Here is a 16873-nt window from a genome sequence, read left to right on the forward strand (position 1 = left end):
TGGTGGCGCCCGCGGCGGGCTCTTCCCGAACCGGGAAGCGGAGCCCCGTTCTACGGCTCGCGGCAGAGCAGCAGCAGGGCGCGGTCGTCGTTGACGTCCTTGGCGACCGCCTCGATGAGGTGCCAGGCGGCACCCTCGAAGCCCGTGGTGACATAGCGGTCGGCCTCGCCCGTCAGCCGGTCCATGCCCTCCGCGATCTCCCGGTCGGACGCCTCCACCAGGCCGTCGGTGAACAGCATCAGCACGTCCCCGGCCCGGAGCCTGCCCTTGACCGGGTCGAACTGGGCGCCGTCGTACACACCCAGCAGCGGGCCTTCCGCGGACTTCTCCTCCCAGCGGCCACTGCCCGCGTGCAGCTGGAGGGCGGGCAGATGGCCCGCGGAGAGCAGCTCGTAGTCGCCGGAGTCCAGGTCGAGGACGAGGTGGACGGAGGTCGCGAAGCCCTCGTCCCAGTCCTGGCGGAGCAGATAGCCGTTGGCCGCGGGCAGGAAGCCGTGCGGCGGGAGGGAGCCGAGGAGGCCGCCGAACGCCCCGGACAGCAGGAGGGCGCGCGAGCCGGCGTCCATGCCCTTGCCCGAGACGTCCGTCAGCACGACTTCGAGCGTGCGGCCGCCGTTGGTGCGGGCCGCGACCACGAAGTCGCCGGAGAAGGACTGTCCGCCGGCCGGGCGCAGCGCCATCTCGTGGTGCCAGCCCTTGGGCAGCCTGGGCAGCGCGCTCTGCACCCGGATCCGTTCGCGCAGGTCGAAGAGCATGGTGCCGCCGCGCCGCCAGGGCACCCCGACCCTGGCCCGGAACTGGGCGATGAGCAGACCGAAGAATCCGCAGGCCGCCACCGTCAGGACGGTTCCGGGGGTGACCCGGGCCGGGCCCTCCAGGTACGGGCCGAGCGCGAGCGACTCGGCGATCAGCGCGCCCGCCGCCGCCGCGTAGAGCCCGAGCAGGCTCGCGGGCCGCAGCAGCAGTCCGCCCGCCACGATCGGCAGGACGAGGGCGGAGGGCGAGAACCAGACGGGCAGCGCGATCGTGCCGCACGCGATCGCCGGGATGGTCAGCAGCAGCCCGGCCAGCGCGACCCAGTCCGAGCCGTCACCGCGGAAATAGTCGACTCCGGATTTGCGCAGCGCGGTGCGGGCCCGGTGTGCGGACTTCCGCATCCGGGCCGGGAACGAGTCTGCCGCGCCGCGTGCCATCGTCGTGGACCCTATCCACCCGTCCGGCCCCCGTGCAGAGGGACCCCTTGACATAGCGTTCGAAATCGGGTCGCGGTGTGTCGTACGCCGCTGGTAGGGATGGCGTATGACGACTGAACTGCGGGTGCTCCAGAGGTCCGGCTGGGACGAGTGGTACGGGAAGCTGGAGCGCGCGTTCGGCGGCGCCCCCAAGGGCCCGGAGGAGCGCGAGCTGTGGGAGAGGCTGACCGAGACGGAGCGCTCGATCGGCGCCTGGATCGACGGCGAGTGCGTCGGTACGGCAGGGGCGTTCGGCTTCGGTGTCACGGTGCCCGGCGGGGCGGTCGTGCCCGCGGCCGGGGTGACCATGGTGAGCGTCGCGGCGACGCACCGGCGGCGCGGGGTGCTGACCTCGATGATGCGGCGCCAGCTGGACGACGTGAGGGCCTGGGGCGAGCCGCTCGCCGTGCTGACGGCTTCCGAGCCGGCGATCTACGGACGGTTCGGGTACGGGATCGCGACGCATGAGATGAGTCTGGACATCGACTCCTCGCGGGTCCGGATCGCCAAGCCCGCCGGGGCGGACGAGGAGGCGCTGCGGCTGCGGTTCGTGCCGCCGGAGGAGGCCGTGGAGGCGTGCGAGGCCGTGTACCGGCACACGGTCGGCACACGGCCGGGGATGCTCGAACGCCGGCCGGGCTGGGAGCGGCTGCCGCTGCTCGACCCGCCGGGCGGGCGGGGCGGCGGCTCGCCGCTCCAGTGCGTGGTCGCGGAGCGGGACGGGGACGTGGTCGGCTATGTCCGCTTCCACAGCAAGCCGGACTGGACCGCTGCGGGGCCGGACGGCTCGGTCATGGTGCGCAACATCGACGCGCTGGACCCGGCGGCGTACGCGGCGCTGTGGCGGTTCCTGTGCGGTATCGACCTGACGTCGCGGGTCACCGCGCGCAACCGGCCGGTGGACGACCCGCTGCTCCAGCTGGTCTCGGACATCCGGCGGTGCGGTGCCCGTGTGCGGGACTCGCTGCACGTCCGGCTCGTGGAGGTGGGCGCGGCGCTGGAGGCGCGGACCTACCGTGCGCCGGTGGCCGTGGTGTTCGAGGTCGAGGACGCGTTCTGCCCGTGGAACGAGGGGCGTTGGCGGCTCAGCGGTGACGCGAAGGGTGCGGCGTGCGAGCGGACGACGGACGCGGCGGACCTGGCCCTGTCCGTACGGGAGTTGGGGGCGGCGTATCTGGGCGGGGTGACGCTGTCGGCGCTCGCCGGGGCGGGGCGGGTACGGGAGCTGCGGGACGGCGCGCTGGCGGAGGCGTCGCTCGCGTTCGGCTCGGACGTCGCGCCGTGGCTGCCCCACGGGTTCTAGGGAGTGACTTCAAAGTGGCGTCGTCCGCCCGGAGGGCGGGCCCGGCGGCGTCTGGTGCGTGCGATCGCAAGGCGGAGGAGGGAGTCCATGCGGGACATCGGCGACCGACGACAACGCAGCGAGCGTGCGTGCCAGACGTCACCGGACAGACGGGACTTTGAAGACACGACCTAGCGGGCGCGGCTCGCCTGCGGCGGGCCTCCCACCCCCCCGTTCACCCGCGGGGCAGCTTTGAAGCCCGTCCGGCGGCTGAGGACACGGTCCGAAGGCCGTACGGGGGGTGGAGGCTTCGCCCTCAGTTCGGGAAGGGGCGAGTGGGGAGAGAACAGCGCCTACGCCGGCTGGCAGGCGGGGCACCAGAACAGATTCCGCGCGGCCAGCGCAGCCGTGCGGATCTCGCCGTCGCAGACATGGCAGGGCTGGGCGGCCCGGCGGTAGACGTAGACCTCGCCGCCGTGGTCGTCGACGCGGGGCGGGCGGCCCATGGCCTCGGGGGTGTGCTCGGGGCGGACGGTGTCGATCCGGTTGTGCCGTACGCCTTCGCGCATGAGCGCGACCAGGTCCGCCCACATGGCGTGCCACTCGCGCTCGACGAGGTCCTTCCCCGCGCGGTACGGGTCGATGCCGTGGCGGAAGAGCACCTCCGCCCGGTAGACGTTGCCGACGCCCGCGACGACCTTCTGGTCCATCAGCAGCGCCGCGATGCTCGTACGGGAGCGGGAGATCCGGGCCCAGGCCCGCTCGGGGCCGTCGGCCGGGCGCAGCGGGTCGGGGCCGAGGCGGGCGTGTATCGCGTCCTTCTCGCCGTCCGTGATCAGGGCGCAGGCGGTCGGGCCGCGCAGGTCGACGTACGACTCCGGGTTCGCCAGCCGCAGCCGCACGGTTTCGGTGGGCGGGGGCACGGGGGCGTCGCCGAAGTTCACCTTGCCGAAGAGGCCGAGGTGGATGTGGATCCACTCCCCCTGCCCGAAGCCGAGGAAGAGGTGCTTGCCGTGGGCCTCGGTGCGCTCCAGGACCGTGCCGTCGAGCAGCGCCGCCGAGTCGGCGAACTTCCCCTGCGGGCTGGTGACCCGCACGGACCGGCCGCCGAACCGTTCCCGGTAGTCGGCGGCCAGCCGGTGGATGGTGTGCCCCTCGGGCATCAGGCCGTCGGCTCCTGCGGGTGGTGGGCCGGGACCGGGGGGAGCTCGCCGGTGGTCTCGTACGCCGAGAGCATCTCGATGCGGCGGGTATGACGATCCTCACCCGAGTACGGGGTCTTGAGGAAGACCTCGACGAAGGTGGTCGCCTCGTCGGTGGTGTGCATCCGGGCGCCGACGGCGACGACGTTGGCGTTGTTGTGCTCGCGGCCGAGGGTGGCGGTCTGCACGCTCCAGGCGAGCGCGGCCCGTACGCCCTTGACCTTGTTCGCGGCGATCTGCTCGCCGTTGCCGGATCCGCCGATCACGATGCCCAGGGCCTCCGGGTCCGCCGCGGTCCGCTCGGCGGCGCGCAGACAGAACGGCGGGTAGTCGTCCTGGGCGTCGTAGATGTGGGGGCCGCAGTCGACGGGCTCGTGGCCGTGGGCCGTGAGCCACTCGACGAGGTGGTTCTTGAGTTCGAAGCCGGCATGGTCGGAGCCGAGGTACACGCGCATGATCCGAGTGTGGCACGAGGCGGGCCGCGAGGCCGTCGGCGGGGTCCGGACGGGCGGTGGCGGCGGGCGGGACGGCCCGGCGGAGGCCCGGCAGAGGGCAGTGCAGGACCACCGTCGGGAACCGGGCAGGACCAACGCCCCGGGGTCGAATGGGACGAAGTGCCCATTATCACGAATCGGAGTCAGGCCTTCCGTACCGGCTCGTGAGCGGTTTGAATGCGTGAGCTCGTCATCTGAGCGACCCGCACAGGTAAGGAATCGTCCATGAACCCCCAGCCGACCCTTACGAAGGCAGGCGGAACGACCGGAGACCCCGGCAATCCCCAGCCTTCCGACGGTCTCAAGGCCGGACTCAAGAACCGCCATCTGTCCATGATCGCCATCGGCGGCGTGATCGGTGCCGGGCTGTTCGTCGGCTCCTCCGGCGGCATCGCCGCGGCCGGCCCCGCCATCCTGATCTCGTACCTGCTCGTCGGCGCGATGGTCGTCTTCGTGATGCGGATGCTCGGCGAGATGGCCGCCGCCAGCCCGAACTCGGGCTCCTTCTCGGCCTACGCCGACCGCGCGCTCGGCCGCTGGGCGGGCTTCTCCATCGGCTGGCTCTACTGGTTCTTCTGGGTCGTGGTGCTGGCCGTCGAGGCGACCGCGGGTGCGGTGATCCTGGAGAGCTGGATCCCGGCCGTGCCCCAGTGGGCGTGGGCGCTGATCGTGATGGTCGTGCTGACGGCCACCAACCTCGTCTCGGTGTCGTCCTACGGCGAGTTCGAGTTCTGGTTCGCGGGCATCAAGGTCGTCGCCATCGGCTCCTTCGTGGTCATCGGCCTGCTGGCCGTCTTCGGCGTGCTGCCCGGCTCCGACAACCCGGGCGCGGGCTTCGCGCACCTGACCGACGCGGGAGGGTTCCTGCCCAACGGCGCGGGCGCCATCCTCACCGGTGTGCTGATGGTCGTCTTCTCCTTCATGGGCAGCGAGATCGTCACGCTGGCCGCCGGTGAGTCCGAGGACCCGCGGCGCGCGGTCACCAAGGCCACCAACAGCGTCATCTGGCGGATCGCCGTCTTCTACCTGGGCTCGATCTTCGTGGTCCTGACGCTGCTGCCGTGGAACGACAAGTCGATCGTCGAGAAGGGCTCGTACGTCGCGGCCCTGGACTCCATCGGCATCCCGTACGCCGGCCAGATCATGAACTTCATCGTGCTGACGGCCGTGCTGTCCTGCCTGAACTCCGGCCTCTACACCGCCTCGCGCATGGCCTTCTCGCTGGGTGAGCGCGGTGACGCGCCCAAGGCGTTCGCCAAGGTCAACGCCAAGGGTGTGCCGACCGCCGCGATCCTGGGCTCCGTGGTCTTCGGCTTCGCCGCCGTCTGGGCCAACTACGCCTACAAGGACACGGTCTTCTCCTTCCTGCTGAACTCCTCGGGTGCGGTCGCGCTCTTCGTCTGGCTGGTGATCTGCCTCACCCAGCTGCGGATGCGCGGCATCCTGATGCGCGAGGTGCCGGACAAGGTGACGGTGAAGATGTGGCTCTTCCCGTACCTGACCTGGGCCACCGCCGCGATGATCGTCTTCGTGCTCGGCTACATGCTCTTCGACGACGCCAACCGCGAGGTCGTGCTGCTGTCGCTGCTCGTCGCCGCGGTCGTGCTGGCCATCGGTGTCGTGCTCCAGCTCAAGGACAAGCGCAAGGCCGGCCTCGACGCCTAGGGCGTGTTGCGAAAGTAGCGTCGTCCGCCCGTAGGGCGGGCGCGGCGGCGTCTGGTGCGTGCGATCGCAAGGCGGAGGAAGGAGAGCGCAGCGGGCTGCGCCGACGACCGACAACGCCGCGAGCGTGCGTGCCAGACGCCGCCGCGCAGACGGGACTTTCGCAACACGCCCTAGTCGCGGCCGTACGTACGCCGAAGCCCCGGTCCGCCGTCGAGCGGGCCGGGGCTTCGGCGTATGCACGGGAGGGGCTCAGCCGCGGCGGCCGAGCAGCTTCCAGGCGGCGGGCAGGGCGCCCATCGCCAGCGCGGCCTTGAGCGCGTCACCGATCAGGAACGGGGTCAGGCCCGCGGCGACGGCCTGGGAGAGCGTCATGCCGGTGGCGAGGGCGAGGTACGGCACGCCGACCGCGTAGATGATCGCGGAGCCGAGGACCATCGTGCCGGCGGTGCGCAGGACCGAGCGGTCGGCACCGCGGCGGGCCAGGGCGCCGGCCACGGTGGCGGCGAGCAGCATGCCGAGGATGTAGCCGAAGGACGGCATGGCATACCCGGACGACGCCTCGGCGAACCACGGCATGCCCGCCATGCCGACCAGGGCGTACAGCGCCAGGGAGAGGAAGCCGCGGCGGGCGCCGAGCGCGGTGCCGACGAGCAGGGCGGCGAAGGTCTGGCCGGTCACCGGGACCGGGGAGCCGGGCACCGGGAGGGCGATCTGGGCGGCGAGGCCGGTGAGCGCGGCGCCGCCGGCGACGAGGGCGGCGTCCACCGCGTACCGCGTGCGGGAGGCGGGCAGCAGGTCGGCGAGGACGGCTCCGGGACGGACGGGTGCTGCTGCAGTGCTCATCGGTACTCCGCGAGGGTGGGGAGAGTGGTTCTCACATCGGTGTGGACATGGCGACGCTAGCCCAGGAGTGAACGCTCGATCACCGTCAGCCGATGACAAAGGGCGGCTCGGGACGTTGGTGGGGACCGCACAAAGGGCCGTTGCCAAGCACCCGGGGTGCGTGATGCTCGTCACTGAGGTGGTGGCGCGGGCAGCTCGTTTTGGCGATCGGTGGGGCACTCGGTGAGACTGTTGATTCCTGCCAAATCCCCGAGAGTGACGAGCAGCATGCACGACGCACCGCCCAGCCCGACGTCCTTCGGGGAGGAACCCCTCTCTCACGGGCTCAAGCAGCGTCATCTCACGATGCTCGGCCTCGGCGGGGTGATCGGTGCCGGCCTCTTCGTCGGCTCCGGAGCCGGGATCTCGGTCGCCGGACCCGGGATCGTCGTGTCGTACCTGCTCGCGGGCGCGCTGGTGATGCTCGTGATGCGGATGCTCGGCGAGATGTCGGCGGCGATGCCCGCGTCCGGGGCGTTCTCGGTGCACGCGGAGCGCGCTCTCGGCCGCTGGGCCGGGTTCAGCGTGGGCTGGCTGTACTGGTTCATGCTGGTGGTCGTGCTCGCGGTGGAGGCGACGGGTGCGGCGACGATCGCCAACGGCTGGGTGCCGGGCGTGCCGCAGTGGACCTGGGTGCTGGTCTTCATGGTGGTCTTCACCGCCGCCAACCTCGCCGCCGTCCGGAACTTCGGCGAGTCCGAGTTCTGGTTCGCCGCGCTGAAGGTCGCCGCGATCGTGCTCTTCCTGGTGCTGGGCACGCTCGCGGTCTTCGGGGTGCTCCCCGACACGGACCCGGTGGGCCTGACGAACCTCACCGGGCAGGGCGGCTTCCTGCCGAACGGCTGGGCGGGCGTCGTCTCCGGTGTCCTCGCCGTCGTCTTCGCCTTCGGTGGCCTGGAGGTCGTCACCATCGCGGCCGCCGAGTCCGAGGACCCCGCCCGCGCCGTCGGGCGCGCGGTGCGCAGCGCGGTGTGGCGCATCCTCCTCTTCTACGTCGGCTCGATGCTGGTCATCGTGACCGTGCTGCCGTGGACCGCGATGAAGCCCGGGCAGAGCCCGTACGTCGCCGTCCTCGACACGATCGGCATCCCGGCGGCCGGGCAGATCATGAACATCGTGGTGTTCGTGGCCCTCCTGTCCGCCCTCAACGCCAATCTTTACGGCTCCTCGCGCATGGTCTTCTCGCTCGCCGAGCGCGGCGAGGCGCCGGCCGGGCTGCTGGCCGTGTCGCCCGGCGGGGTGCCGCGGCGGGCGGTCATCGCCTCGGTGGCCTTCGGCTTCGTCTCCGTGCTGCTCAATCTGAAGTGGCCGGACACGGTCTTCCTCTACATGCTCAACGCGGTCGGTGCGGTGCTGCTCTTCGTGTGGGCGCTCATCGCGGTGTCGCAGCTGCGGCTACGGCGGCGCATCGAGCGCGAGGCACCGGAGAGGCTGACCCTGAAGATGTGGTGCTTCCCGTGGCTGACCTGGGTGGCGCTGGCGGGGATCGGGACCGTGCTGGTGCTGATGCTGGGCGATGACGCGGCGCGGCCGCAGGTGCTGTGGTCGGCCGGGGCGACGGCCGCGGTGCTCCTGGTGGCCTGGCTCCGCGAGCTCCGGGACGCGCGGGCGGGGCGTCGCTAGTCCTTCACAATGTGTGAGGATCTTGTCCGTATAGCGGTCATCGGTGCTCTGTGAGCGGGATGGACCCCAGACTGGTGGGCCGTCCCCCGTCGTCCGCTCATGAACAGGGCACCCCCATGTCTCGGACCCCGGCGCCCGCGTCCGCGCCTGCCGACCCCCAGGTCGGCACCCCGGCCGACACCGCGCTCGCCCACGGCCTCAAGCAGCGCCATCTCTCGATGATCGCCCTCGGCGGGGTGATCGGCGCCGGCCTGTTCGTCGGCTCGGGCGCCGGTATCGCCGCCGCCGGCCCGTCGATCGTCATCGCCTACGCGATCTCCGGCCTGCTCGTCATGCTCGTGATGCGCATGCTCGGCGAGATGTCGGCGGCGAATCCCGCGTCCGGATCGTTCTCCGTCCACGCCGAGCGGGCGATCGGCCCCTGGGCGGGGTTCACCGCGGGCTGGGCGTTCTGGTTCCTGCTCTGCGTGGCCGTCGGCCTGGAGGGCATCGGCGCCGCGAAGATCGTCACCGGCTGGCTGCCGGGAACGCCCGAGTGGGCGTGGGTGGCCCTCTTCATGCTGGTGTTCTGCGGCACGAACCTCGCGGCCGTGAAGAACTTCGGCGAGTTCGAGTTCTGGTTCGCGGCACTCAAGGTCGGCGCGATCGTCCTCTTCCTGGGCCTCGGCGTCCTCGCGATCACGGGCGTCCTGCCCGGGACCGACGCCCCCGGCACGGCGAACCTCACGGGCGACGGAGGGTTCCTGCCCAACGGCACGGACGGTCTCGTCGTCGGACTGCTCGCCTCCGTCTTCGCGTACGGCGGCCTGGAGACGGTCACCATCGCCGCGGCCGAGTCCGAGCACCCGGTGCAGGGCGTCGCGAAGGCCGTCCGTACGGCGATGTGGCGCATCGCCCTCTTCTACGTCGGCTCGATGGCGGTCATCGTCACGCTCGTCCCCTGGGACGACAAGGCGGTCGTCGAGAAGGGTCCGTACGTCGCGACCCTCGACCACCTGGGCATCCCGGCCGCCGGACAGATCATGAACGTCGTCGTGCTGGTCGCCCTGCTCTCCGCGATGAACGCGAACATCTACGGCGCCTCCCGCATGGCCTGCTCCCTCGTCGCCCGCGACCAGGGCCCGAAGGTGCTCGGGAAGATCTCGGGCGGGGTGCCGCGGGTGGCCGTGCTGACCTCGTGCGTCTTCGGCTTCGCCTGCGTGATGCTGAGCTACTGGCGGCCGGACGACGTCTTCATGTGGCTGCTCAACATGATCGGCGCGATCATCCTGGTGGTCTGGTTCTTCATCGCCGTCTCGCAGTTGCTGCTGCGTCGGCGCACGGAGCGTGAGACGCCGGAGAAGCTCGTCGTGCGGATGTGGGCGTACCCGTATCTGACGTGGGTGGCGCTGGCCGGGATGGCGGCGGTGTTCGTGCTGATGGCCCAGGACGCGGGGACGCGGACGCAGCTGTACTACACGGGCGGGCTGACCGTGGCGCTGGCGGCGGTCGGCGTGATCAGGCAGCGGCTGGCGCGGGGCGCGTCGGCGCAGGCGTAGGCGTAGGCGCCGCGCCAGCACGGCGCACAGTACACAGCAGACAGACCAGAGGACCCCCGGGCCGCTACGGCCCGGGGGTCCTCTGCGTGTGCGCGGGTCGAACACCATCGGTGATCACCATCGAGCCGTCCTGCTGATAGCCTGCACTTGCGAATGACTTGCAATAAGCAGTGGGAGGGCCCCGGACATGGCGATGTACACGCTTCCTGAACTTCCGTACGACTACGCGGCGCTCGAACCGGTCATCGACCCGCAGATCGTCGAGCTGCACCACGACAAGCACCACGCCGCCTACGTCAAGGGCGCCAACGACACGCTGGAGCAGCTTGCGGAGGCCCGTGACAAGGACCAGTGGGGGGCGATCAACGGACTGGAGAAGAACCTCGCGTTCCATCTCTCCGGGCACATCCTGCACAGCATCTACTGGCACAACATGACCGGCGACGGCGGCGGCGAGCCGCTGGAGAAGGACGGTGTCGGCGAGCTCGCGGACGCGATCGCCGAGTCGTTCGGCTCGTTCGAGAAGTTCAGGACGCAGCTCACCAAGGCGGCCGCGACGACCCAGGGCTCCGGCTGGGGCGTGCTCGCGTACGAGCCGGTCAGCGGGCGGCTGATCGTCGAGCAGGTCTACGACCACCAGGGCAACGTCGGCCAGGGGTCCGTCCCGATCCTGGTCTTCGACGCCTGGGAGCACGCCTTCTATCTCCAGTACAAGAACCAGAAGGTGGACTTCATCGAGGCCATGTGGCAGGTCGTCAACTGGCAGGACGTGGCGAAGCGTTACGCCGGTGCCAGGGAGCGCACCCCGCTCATCGCCCCCTGACGGGGCGCCGGCGGCACAGTCGTCCTGCTCGTGATCGTCTTCTCACCCTTCACGTGCAGGCGGATGAAAGAAGGGCCCCCGCGAGGACATGACTCGCGGGGGCCCTTCCCTGCCGGCACGGCCGCGGGCAGGCGGGCGGGCAGGCAGGCGGGCTCACAGGTTGGAGAAGTCGGGGCCCTTCGTGCGGGTGCGCTTGATCTCGTAGAAGCCCGGGATCGACGCCACCATCAGCGTGCCGTCCCACAGCTTCGCCGCCTCCTCGCCCCGGGGCGCCGGGGTGACGACCGGGCCGAAGAAGGCGATCTGCTCGCCGTCGTCGCCGGGCACCGCGATGACCGGAGTGCCGACCTCCTGGCCGACCTTGGAGATGCCCTCCTCGTGGGAGGCGCGCAGCTCGGTGTCGTACGCGTCCGATCCGGCGTACTCGGCGAGCTCCGCCGGGAGCCCCACCGCGGCCAGGGCCTCCAGGGTCACCTCGGGGGTGACTCCGCGGCCCTCGTTGTGGATACGGGTGCCGAGCTCCGTGTAGAGCCGGCCGACGACCTCGTCGCCGTGCTTCTCCCGGGCCGCCGTGACGACACGGACCGGCCCCCAGGCGTTCTTCATCGCCTCGCGGTACTCCTCGGGCAGTTCGTCCATCCTGTCCTCGTTGAGCACGGCCAGGCTCATGACGTGCCAGCGGACGTCCACCGGGCGGACCTTCTCCACTTCGAGCATCCAGCGGGACGTCATCCAGGCCCACGGGCACAGCGGGTCGAACCAGAAGTCGGCGGGGGTCCTGGCCTCGGTCTCGGACATGTCTCTCCTCGTGTCGCTCCTGCGGAATGCGGACATCCCCGGGGCAACACCACCGGCCGCTTCCGGCATTCCCCGATGTCCGAGGTCAGCAGCGCGTGCGAGGATCGGTGCTGTTCGAACGACACGAAGGAGTGGCCGTGCCCGGAGAGAATCTGTCCCGCGACGAGGCCCGCGAGCGGGCCGCGCTGCTGACCGTCGACGGGTACGAGGTCTTCCTCGACGTGCGCTCGGCCACCGCGGAGGGCACGGACGGGCCGGAGCCGCGGACGTTCCGCTCGGTGACGACGATCCGCTTCCGGGCCTCCGAGCCCGGCACCACCACCTTCGCCGACCTCGTCGCGCCGTCCGTCACCTCCGTCACCCTCAACGGCGAGGAGCTGGACCCGGCCGCCGTCTTCGACGGCTCCCGGATCGCGCTGCCCGCGCTCCGCGCCGAGAACGTGCTGGTCGTGGACGCCCGGTGCGCGTACAGCCGGACCGGCGAGGGCCTGCACCGCTTCGTCGACCCGGAGGACGGCGAGGTCTACCTCTACACGCAGTACGAGCCGGCCGACGCGCGCCGTGTCTTCGCCGACTTCGAGCAGCCGGATCTGAAGGCGCCCTTCCGTTTCGAGGTGGCCGCACCGGAGGGCTGGACCGTCTGGAGCAACGGGGCGGAGGAGTCGCGGGACGGGGAGACCTGGCGCTTCGCGGAGACGAAGCCGATCTCCACGTACATCACGGCGGTCGTCGCCGGGCCGTACCACCACGAGACGGACCTCTACACGCGCACCTTCGACGGGGGGACGACGCTGGAGATCCCGCTCGGAGCGATGTGCCGCAAGAGCCTGGCCAAGCACTTCGACGCGGACGACATCTTCCTCGTCACCAAGCAGGGCCTGGACTTCTTCCACGACCACTTCGACTACCCGTACCCCTTCGGGAAGTACGACCAGGCGTTCGTGCCGGAGTACAACATCGGCGCGATGGAGAACCCGGGGTGCGTGACCTTCCGGGAGGAGTTCGTCTTCCGGGGCAAGGTGACGCAGGCGTCGTACGAGCGGCGTGCGAACGTCATCCTGCACGAGATGGCGCACATGTGGTTCGGCGACCTGGTCACCATGCAGTGGTGGGACGACCTGTGGCTGAAGGAGTCCTTCGCCGACTTCATGGGGTCCTTCTCGATGGTGGAGGCGACCCGCTTCCGCGACGGCTGGGTGACCTTCGCGAACAGCCGCAAGTCCTGGGCCTACCGGGCCGACCAGCTGCCCTCCACCCATCCGGTCACGGCGGACATCCGCGACCTGGAGGACGCGAAGCTCAACTTCGACGGCATCACGTACGCCAAGGGCGCGTCGGTGCTCAAGCAGCTGGTGGCCTACGCGGGCCGGGACGCCTTCCTCGAAGGCGCGCGACGCTACTTCAAGCGGCACGCGTACGGGAACACCCGGCTGGGCGATCTGCTGGAGGTGCTGGAGGAGACCTCCGGGCGGGACATGGCCGCATGGTCGCGGTCATGGCTGGAGACGGCGGGCGTCGACTCCCTGACGCCGGTGGTGACGTACGACGCCGCGGGCCGCGTCACCGAACTCGCCGTGGTCCAGGACGGGGACGTCCTGCGGCCGCACCGGGCCGCGGTGGGGCTGTACCGGCACGAGGGCGCGGACCTGGTGCGGTACGCCCGCGCCGAGGTGGACGTCGTCGGGGCGAGGACGGTCGTCGGCGAGCTGGCAGGGGCCGAGCGGCCCGCGCTGGTGCTCGTCAACGACGACGACCTGACGTACTGCAAGATCCGCTTCGACGAGGGCTCACTGGAGACGCTGCGCTCGCATCTGGGGGCGGTGACGGACCCGCTGGCGCGTGCGCTGTGCTGGTCGGCGCTGTGGAACCTGACGCGCGACGCGCTGATGCCGGCCCGCGACTTCGTCGCGCTCGTCCAGGACTTCGCCGGGCGGGAGTCGGACATCGGCGTGCTCCAGATGGTGCACGCGTGGGCGCACACCGCCCTCGTGCACTACGCGGTGCCCGAGTGGCGCGAGGAGGGCGGGCGGCTGCTGTCCGCGTGCGCGCTGCGCGAGCTGCGGACGGCGGAGCCGGGCAGCGAACACCAGCTGACCTGGGCGCGGTTCTTCGCCGCGGCCGCGGCGACGGACGCGGACTTCCAGCTCCTGCGGGGGCTGCTCGACGGCACCGCGAAGATCGACGGGCTCGATGTCGACCAGGAGCTGCGCTGGGCGTTCCTGGAGCCGCTCGCCGCTCGGGGGCAGGCGGACGAGCGGGCGATCGGGGACGAGCTGGCGCGGGACGACACCGCGTCCGGCAAGCGGTACCAGGTGCGGTGCCTGGCGGCGCGGCCGTCGGCCGCGGTCAAGGACCAGGCGTGGGCGCAGGTGGTGGAGTCCGACGCCCTGTCGAACGCGCTGGTGACGGCGACGATCTCGGGCTTCGTACAGGCGTCGCAGCGGGAGCTGATCGCGCCGTACACGGAGAAGTACTTCGCGGCGATCGAACGGGTGTGGGCGGAGCGCTCCATCCAGATCGGGATGGACGTCGTCCGGGGGCTCTTCCCGGCCCTCCAGGACGACCCGGCCACACTGGAGGCGACGGACGCATGGCTGGCGTCCCATGCCTCGGCCCCGCCCGCACTGCGGCGTCTGGTGCTGGAATCGCGGGACGACCTGGCCCGGGCCCTGCGCGCCCAGGCGTGCGACGCACTGCACGCCTGACGGGAGGGCCGGGCGGAGATCCCGCGGTTGATCGGCACTCGAACGTCCGTACTTTAGGACGGTGATGTCCGGAATTGTCGACGGCTGTGTAACAGCGGTTAGCGAGCCCCGGGCACAAGGGAATTGGCGGGTCATGAACCACAACACCCCTCTCTCCCCCCGGCCCTTGAGCCACCTCTCCGACGTCCGCAGCCGGGTCCTCACCTCCGCCCAGCTGCGCGACCACGGCATCCCCGCGAGCAAGGCCGCCGAGCAGTGCAGGCCCGGCGGCCCGTGGCAGCAGGTGCTGCCGGGGGTCTACGTGCTGCACCCGGGGCCGCCCACCAGCGAGGAGCGGCTGCACGCCGTGCTGCTGTACGCGGGGCGACCCGCCGGGCGCGGCGGTGAGGCCGTCGAGGCCGCCCCGGCCGCCCCGGCCGCCGCCAAGACCGACCGGAGCGACGGGCCCGGTGAGGCGATGATCACCGGACTCGCCGCCCTCGCGCTGCACCGCTTCGCGTCGGCGCCGCCGCTCCTGTCGCTCGACCGGATCGATGTCCTCGTACCCCGCACCCGCCGGCTGCGGTCGGCCGGATGCGCCCGGCTGATCAGGACGCACACACCGCCGAGACCGGAAGAGGTGACGGGACTGCCCGTGGCGCCGGTGGCCCGCGCCCTCGCGGACGCCGTGGCACGGCTGTCCGACGCCGCTTCGGTGCGCCGGCTGCTCACCGAGGCGGTCCGCGGCGGCCACTGCGAACCCGGCGTGGTGGTCAGGGAGTTGAACCGCGCCCGGCTGCTCTCGCGCGCCCATGTGGTGGACGCCGTGGACTCACTGCTCGCCGAGGGCCGGGCCCTGGCCGAGGACCGGCTGTACGACCTGGTCCGGATGTACGGGCTGCCCGAGCCGCTGTGGAACGTCGACCTGCGCCTGCCCGGCGGCCCCCACCTGGGCGGCGTGGACGCGTACTGGCCCGAGCAGGCCGTCGCCGTCGAGCTCGACACCCGCGCCCCGCGCCCCAGCGGGCACGGCCGGCACCGCGGACCGGGCGACCAGGGCGAGGGCCTCGATCCGGAGTGGGCCGAGTACAGCCGCAAGCGCGAGCACCTGGAACGGCTCGGCATCACGGTCGTGCACATCACCCCGAAAAAGCTGCGGGACACCCCCGTCCAGCAGGCGATGGTGATCCGTACGGCCCTGATGGCCGCGTCGGACCGGGAGCCCGCCGCCTATGTGGTCGTCCTTCCCCGTTAGCCGGTGGCGCGGGCGGACGGCCGGCAGAACTCGGCGTCCACGACGGCCGCCGGGTCACCCGTCCAGTCCGCGTTGAGGTTCAGCGCGAGCGAGTGCCGGGCGTCCCGGGTGGTGACCGCCTCGGACGAGGACCCGTGGATGCCGCCGCCATGGCCCCAGACCTCCTTGCCGCAGGACAGCGTCGTACGCGTCAGACCGAGCCCGTAGCGGTGCTGCGGGAGCTCCGGTGAGATGGGGACGGTCTCCGTCATCTGCTTCAACTGCCGTGCGGGAAGGAGCTTTCCGCCCAGCAGCGCCCGGTAGAAGCGCTGCAGATCAGAGGTGCTGGAGATCATCTCGCCCGCCGCGCCCGCGGCCGACGGGTTCAGCTCGGTGACGTCGTGGACCGTGTCCGCGGCCGGGTCGGGGGAGAGTTTCGAGTAGGCGCGGCCGCTGGGGCTCGGCATCCCGGCGACGGTGCCGGGCACGCTGGTCGCGGTCAGCTTCAGCGGGTGCAGGATGCGGCGCTCGACCTCCCGTCCGTAGGGCCGGCCCGTCACCTCCTCGATCACCATTCCGGCGAGGATGTAGTTGGTGTTGGAGTAGCTCCAGCCGGTGCCGGGGGCGAACTCCGGCTTGTGGCGCATGGCGACGGCGACGAGCTCGCGGGCCTGCCAGGTGTCGTAGCGGTGCTCGAAGAAGCCGGGCCCGAAGACCTGCTCGGCGAAGTCGCTGTCGCCGGTGTAGTTGTAGATGCCGCTGGTGTGGTTGAGGAGCTGCCGCACAGTGGTGCGCCGCCCGTCGTGGCCGTTGCCGCGGACGAGGCCGGGCAGCCAGGTGTCGACGGTGTCGTCCAGGCCCAGCTTGCCCTCGGCCTCCAGTTGCAGGAGGACCGTGGCGACGAACGTCTTGGTGATGGAGCCGACGCGGAAACGGTCCTGCGGAAGCCGCTCACGGCCGGTGGCAGTGTTCGCGAGGCCGGTGGTGCCGTCCCAGGCGCCGCGGCGGTCCCGTGCCCCGGCGACGACGCCGGGGACTCCGGCACGGACGGACGCCTCGATGGCGGCGCGGGTGCCGGCGTGGCCGGTGCCGGTCCCCGTCTCGGCGGCGGAGGCCGCGGAGACGGCGGGCGGGACGAGCGTGGCGGCGGCGACCGCGGCCGCGGCGAGCGCTCCGACCAGCGCGACGCTTGCGGAATGTGCGGTGCATGCGGTTCGAGCGGAACGTGCGACGCCTGCGGTACGTTCGGCGCGGACGGCGCGGACGGCGCGGACGGCGCGGACGGCGCGGACGGCGCGGACGGTGCGGGCACGGCGTACCGGCATACGAACTCTCCTGTCTGCGCGCTTCCGTGAGCCTCTGCGAGCGACTCGCACGGCAGGACTCCGACGGACGGCGCGGCGTTGCCCGGCGCGT

General features: G+C 71.5%; 13 protein-coding genes. 7 read left to right on the forward strand and 6 right to left on the reverse strand.

Annotated elements, in window-relative coordinates; translation table 11 throughout:
* Positions 1 to 50: 50 nt before the first annotated feature.
* A complete protein-coding gene (locus KK483_RS11295) occupies positions 51 to 1193 on the reverse strand; it encodes a PP2C family protein-serine/threonine phosphatase (protein ID WP_262005097.1) in 1143 nt (380 codons plus the stop codon).
* 106 nt (positions 1194 to 1299) lie between these two features.
* Between KK483_RS11295 and KK483_RS11300 the strand changes: the two genes are divergently transcribed.
* On the forward strand, positions 1300 to 2535 hold the full coding sequence (locus KK483_RS11300; RefSeq protein ID WP_262005098.1) for a GNAT family N-acetyltransferase: 1236 nt from the start codon (positions 1300 to 1302) through the stop codon (positions 2533 to 2535).
* A gap of 332 nt (positions 2536 to 2867) precedes the next feature.
* Here the strand turns inward: KK483_RS11300 and KK483_RS11305 are convergent, their stop codons facing one another.
* The gene (locus KK483_RS11305; RefSeq protein ID WP_262005099.1) at positions 2868 to 3677 is read right to left on the reverse strand and encodes an Fpg/Nei family DNA glycosylase; all 810 of its coding nucleotides are present in this window, start codon (positions 3675 to 3677) and stop codon (positions 2868 to 2870) included.
* Positions 3677 to 4171 (reverse strand): ribose-5-phosphate isomerase, encoded by a 495-nt coding sequence (locus tag KK483_RS11310; RefSeq protein ID WP_262005100.1) that lies wholly within the window; start codon positions 4169 to 4171, stop codon positions 3677 to 3679. Before KK483_RS11310 ends, KK483_RS11305 begins: the two co-directional genes overlap by 1 nt.
* Before the next feature lie 264 nt (positions 4172 to 4435).
* On the opposite strand from KK483_RS11310, the gene KK483_RS11315 reads away from it, so the two are divergent.
* Entirely contained in the window at positions 4436 to 5875 is a 1440-nt protein-coding gene (locus tag KK483_RS11315; RefSeq protein ID WP_262005101.1) for an amino acid permease, read from the forward strand.
* A 249-nt stretch (positions 5876 to 6124) separates the two neighbouring features.
* Here KK483_RS11315 and KK483_RS11320 read toward each other — a convergent pair whose 3' ends face one another.
* A complete protein-coding gene (locus KK483_RS11320; RefSeq protein ID WP_262005102.1) occupies positions 6125 to 6718 on the reverse strand; it encodes a biotin transporter BioY in 594 nt (197 codons plus the stop codon).
* 267 nt (positions 6719 to 6985) lie between these two features.
* Between KK483_RS11320 and KK483_RS11325 the strand changes: the two genes are divergently transcribed.
* From KK483_RS11325 to KK483_RS11335, 3 genes are all read left to right on the forward strand, one after another.
* On the forward strand, positions 6986 to 8380 hold the full coding sequence (locus KK483_RS11325; RefSeq protein ID WP_262005103.1) for an amino acid permease: 1395 nt from the start codon (positions 6986 to 6988) through the stop codon (positions 8378 to 8380).
* Positions 8381 to 8496: 116 nt separating this feature from the next.
* Positions 8497 to 9918: an amino acid permease gene (locus KK483_RS11330; RefSeq protein ID WP_262005104.1), complete on the forward strand. Its 1422-nt coding sequence runs from the start codon at positions 8497 to 8499 to the stop codon at positions 9916 to 9918.
* A gap of 187 nt (positions 9919 to 10105) precedes the next feature.
* A complete protein-coding gene (locus KK483_RS11335; RefSeq protein ID WP_262005105.1) occupies positions 10106 to 10741 on the forward strand; it encodes a superoxide dismutase in 636 nt (211 codons plus the stop codon).
* 153 nt (positions 10742 to 10894) lie between these two features.
* Here KK483_RS11335 and KK483_RS11340 read toward each other — a convergent pair whose 3' ends face one another.
* Positions 10895 to 11539 (reverse strand): DsbA family protein, encoded by a 645-nt coding sequence (locus KK483_RS11340; RefSeq protein ID WP_262005106.1) that lies wholly within the window; start codon positions 11537 to 11539, stop codon positions 10895 to 10897.
* 137 nt (positions 11540 to 11676) lie between these two features.
* Between KK483_RS11340 and pepN the strand changes: the two genes are divergently transcribed.
* Both pepN and KK483_RS11350 read left to right on the forward strand, forming a co-directional pair.
* Positions 11677 to 14244, forward strand: coding sequence for an aminopeptidase N (gene pepN, locus KK483_RS11345; protein ID WP_262005107.1), 2568 nt, complete (start codon positions 11677 to 11679; stop codon positions 14242 to 14244).
* A 133-nt stretch (positions 14245 to 14377) separates the two neighbouring features.
* Positions 14378 to 15478 (forward strand): hypothetical protein, encoded by a 1101-nt coding sequence (locus KK483_RS11350; RefSeq protein ID WP_262005108.1) that lies wholly within the window; start codon positions 14378 to 14380, stop codon positions 15476 to 15478.
* Here the strand turns inward: KK483_RS11350 and KK483_RS11355 are convergent.
* Entirely contained in the window at positions 15475 to 16782 is a 1308-nt protein-coding gene (locus tag KK483_RS11355; RefSeq protein WP_262005109.1) for a serine hydrolase, read from the reverse strand. The two genes, KK483_RS11350 and KK483_RS11355, sit on opposite strands and share 4 nt — an antisense overlap.
* Positions 16783 to 16873 lie beyond the last annotated feature (91 nt).

Source organism: Streptomyces sp. FIT100, assembly GCF_024584805.1.
Lineage (GTDB): Bacteria > Actinomycetota > Actinomycetes > Streptomycetales > Streptomycetaceae > Streptomyces.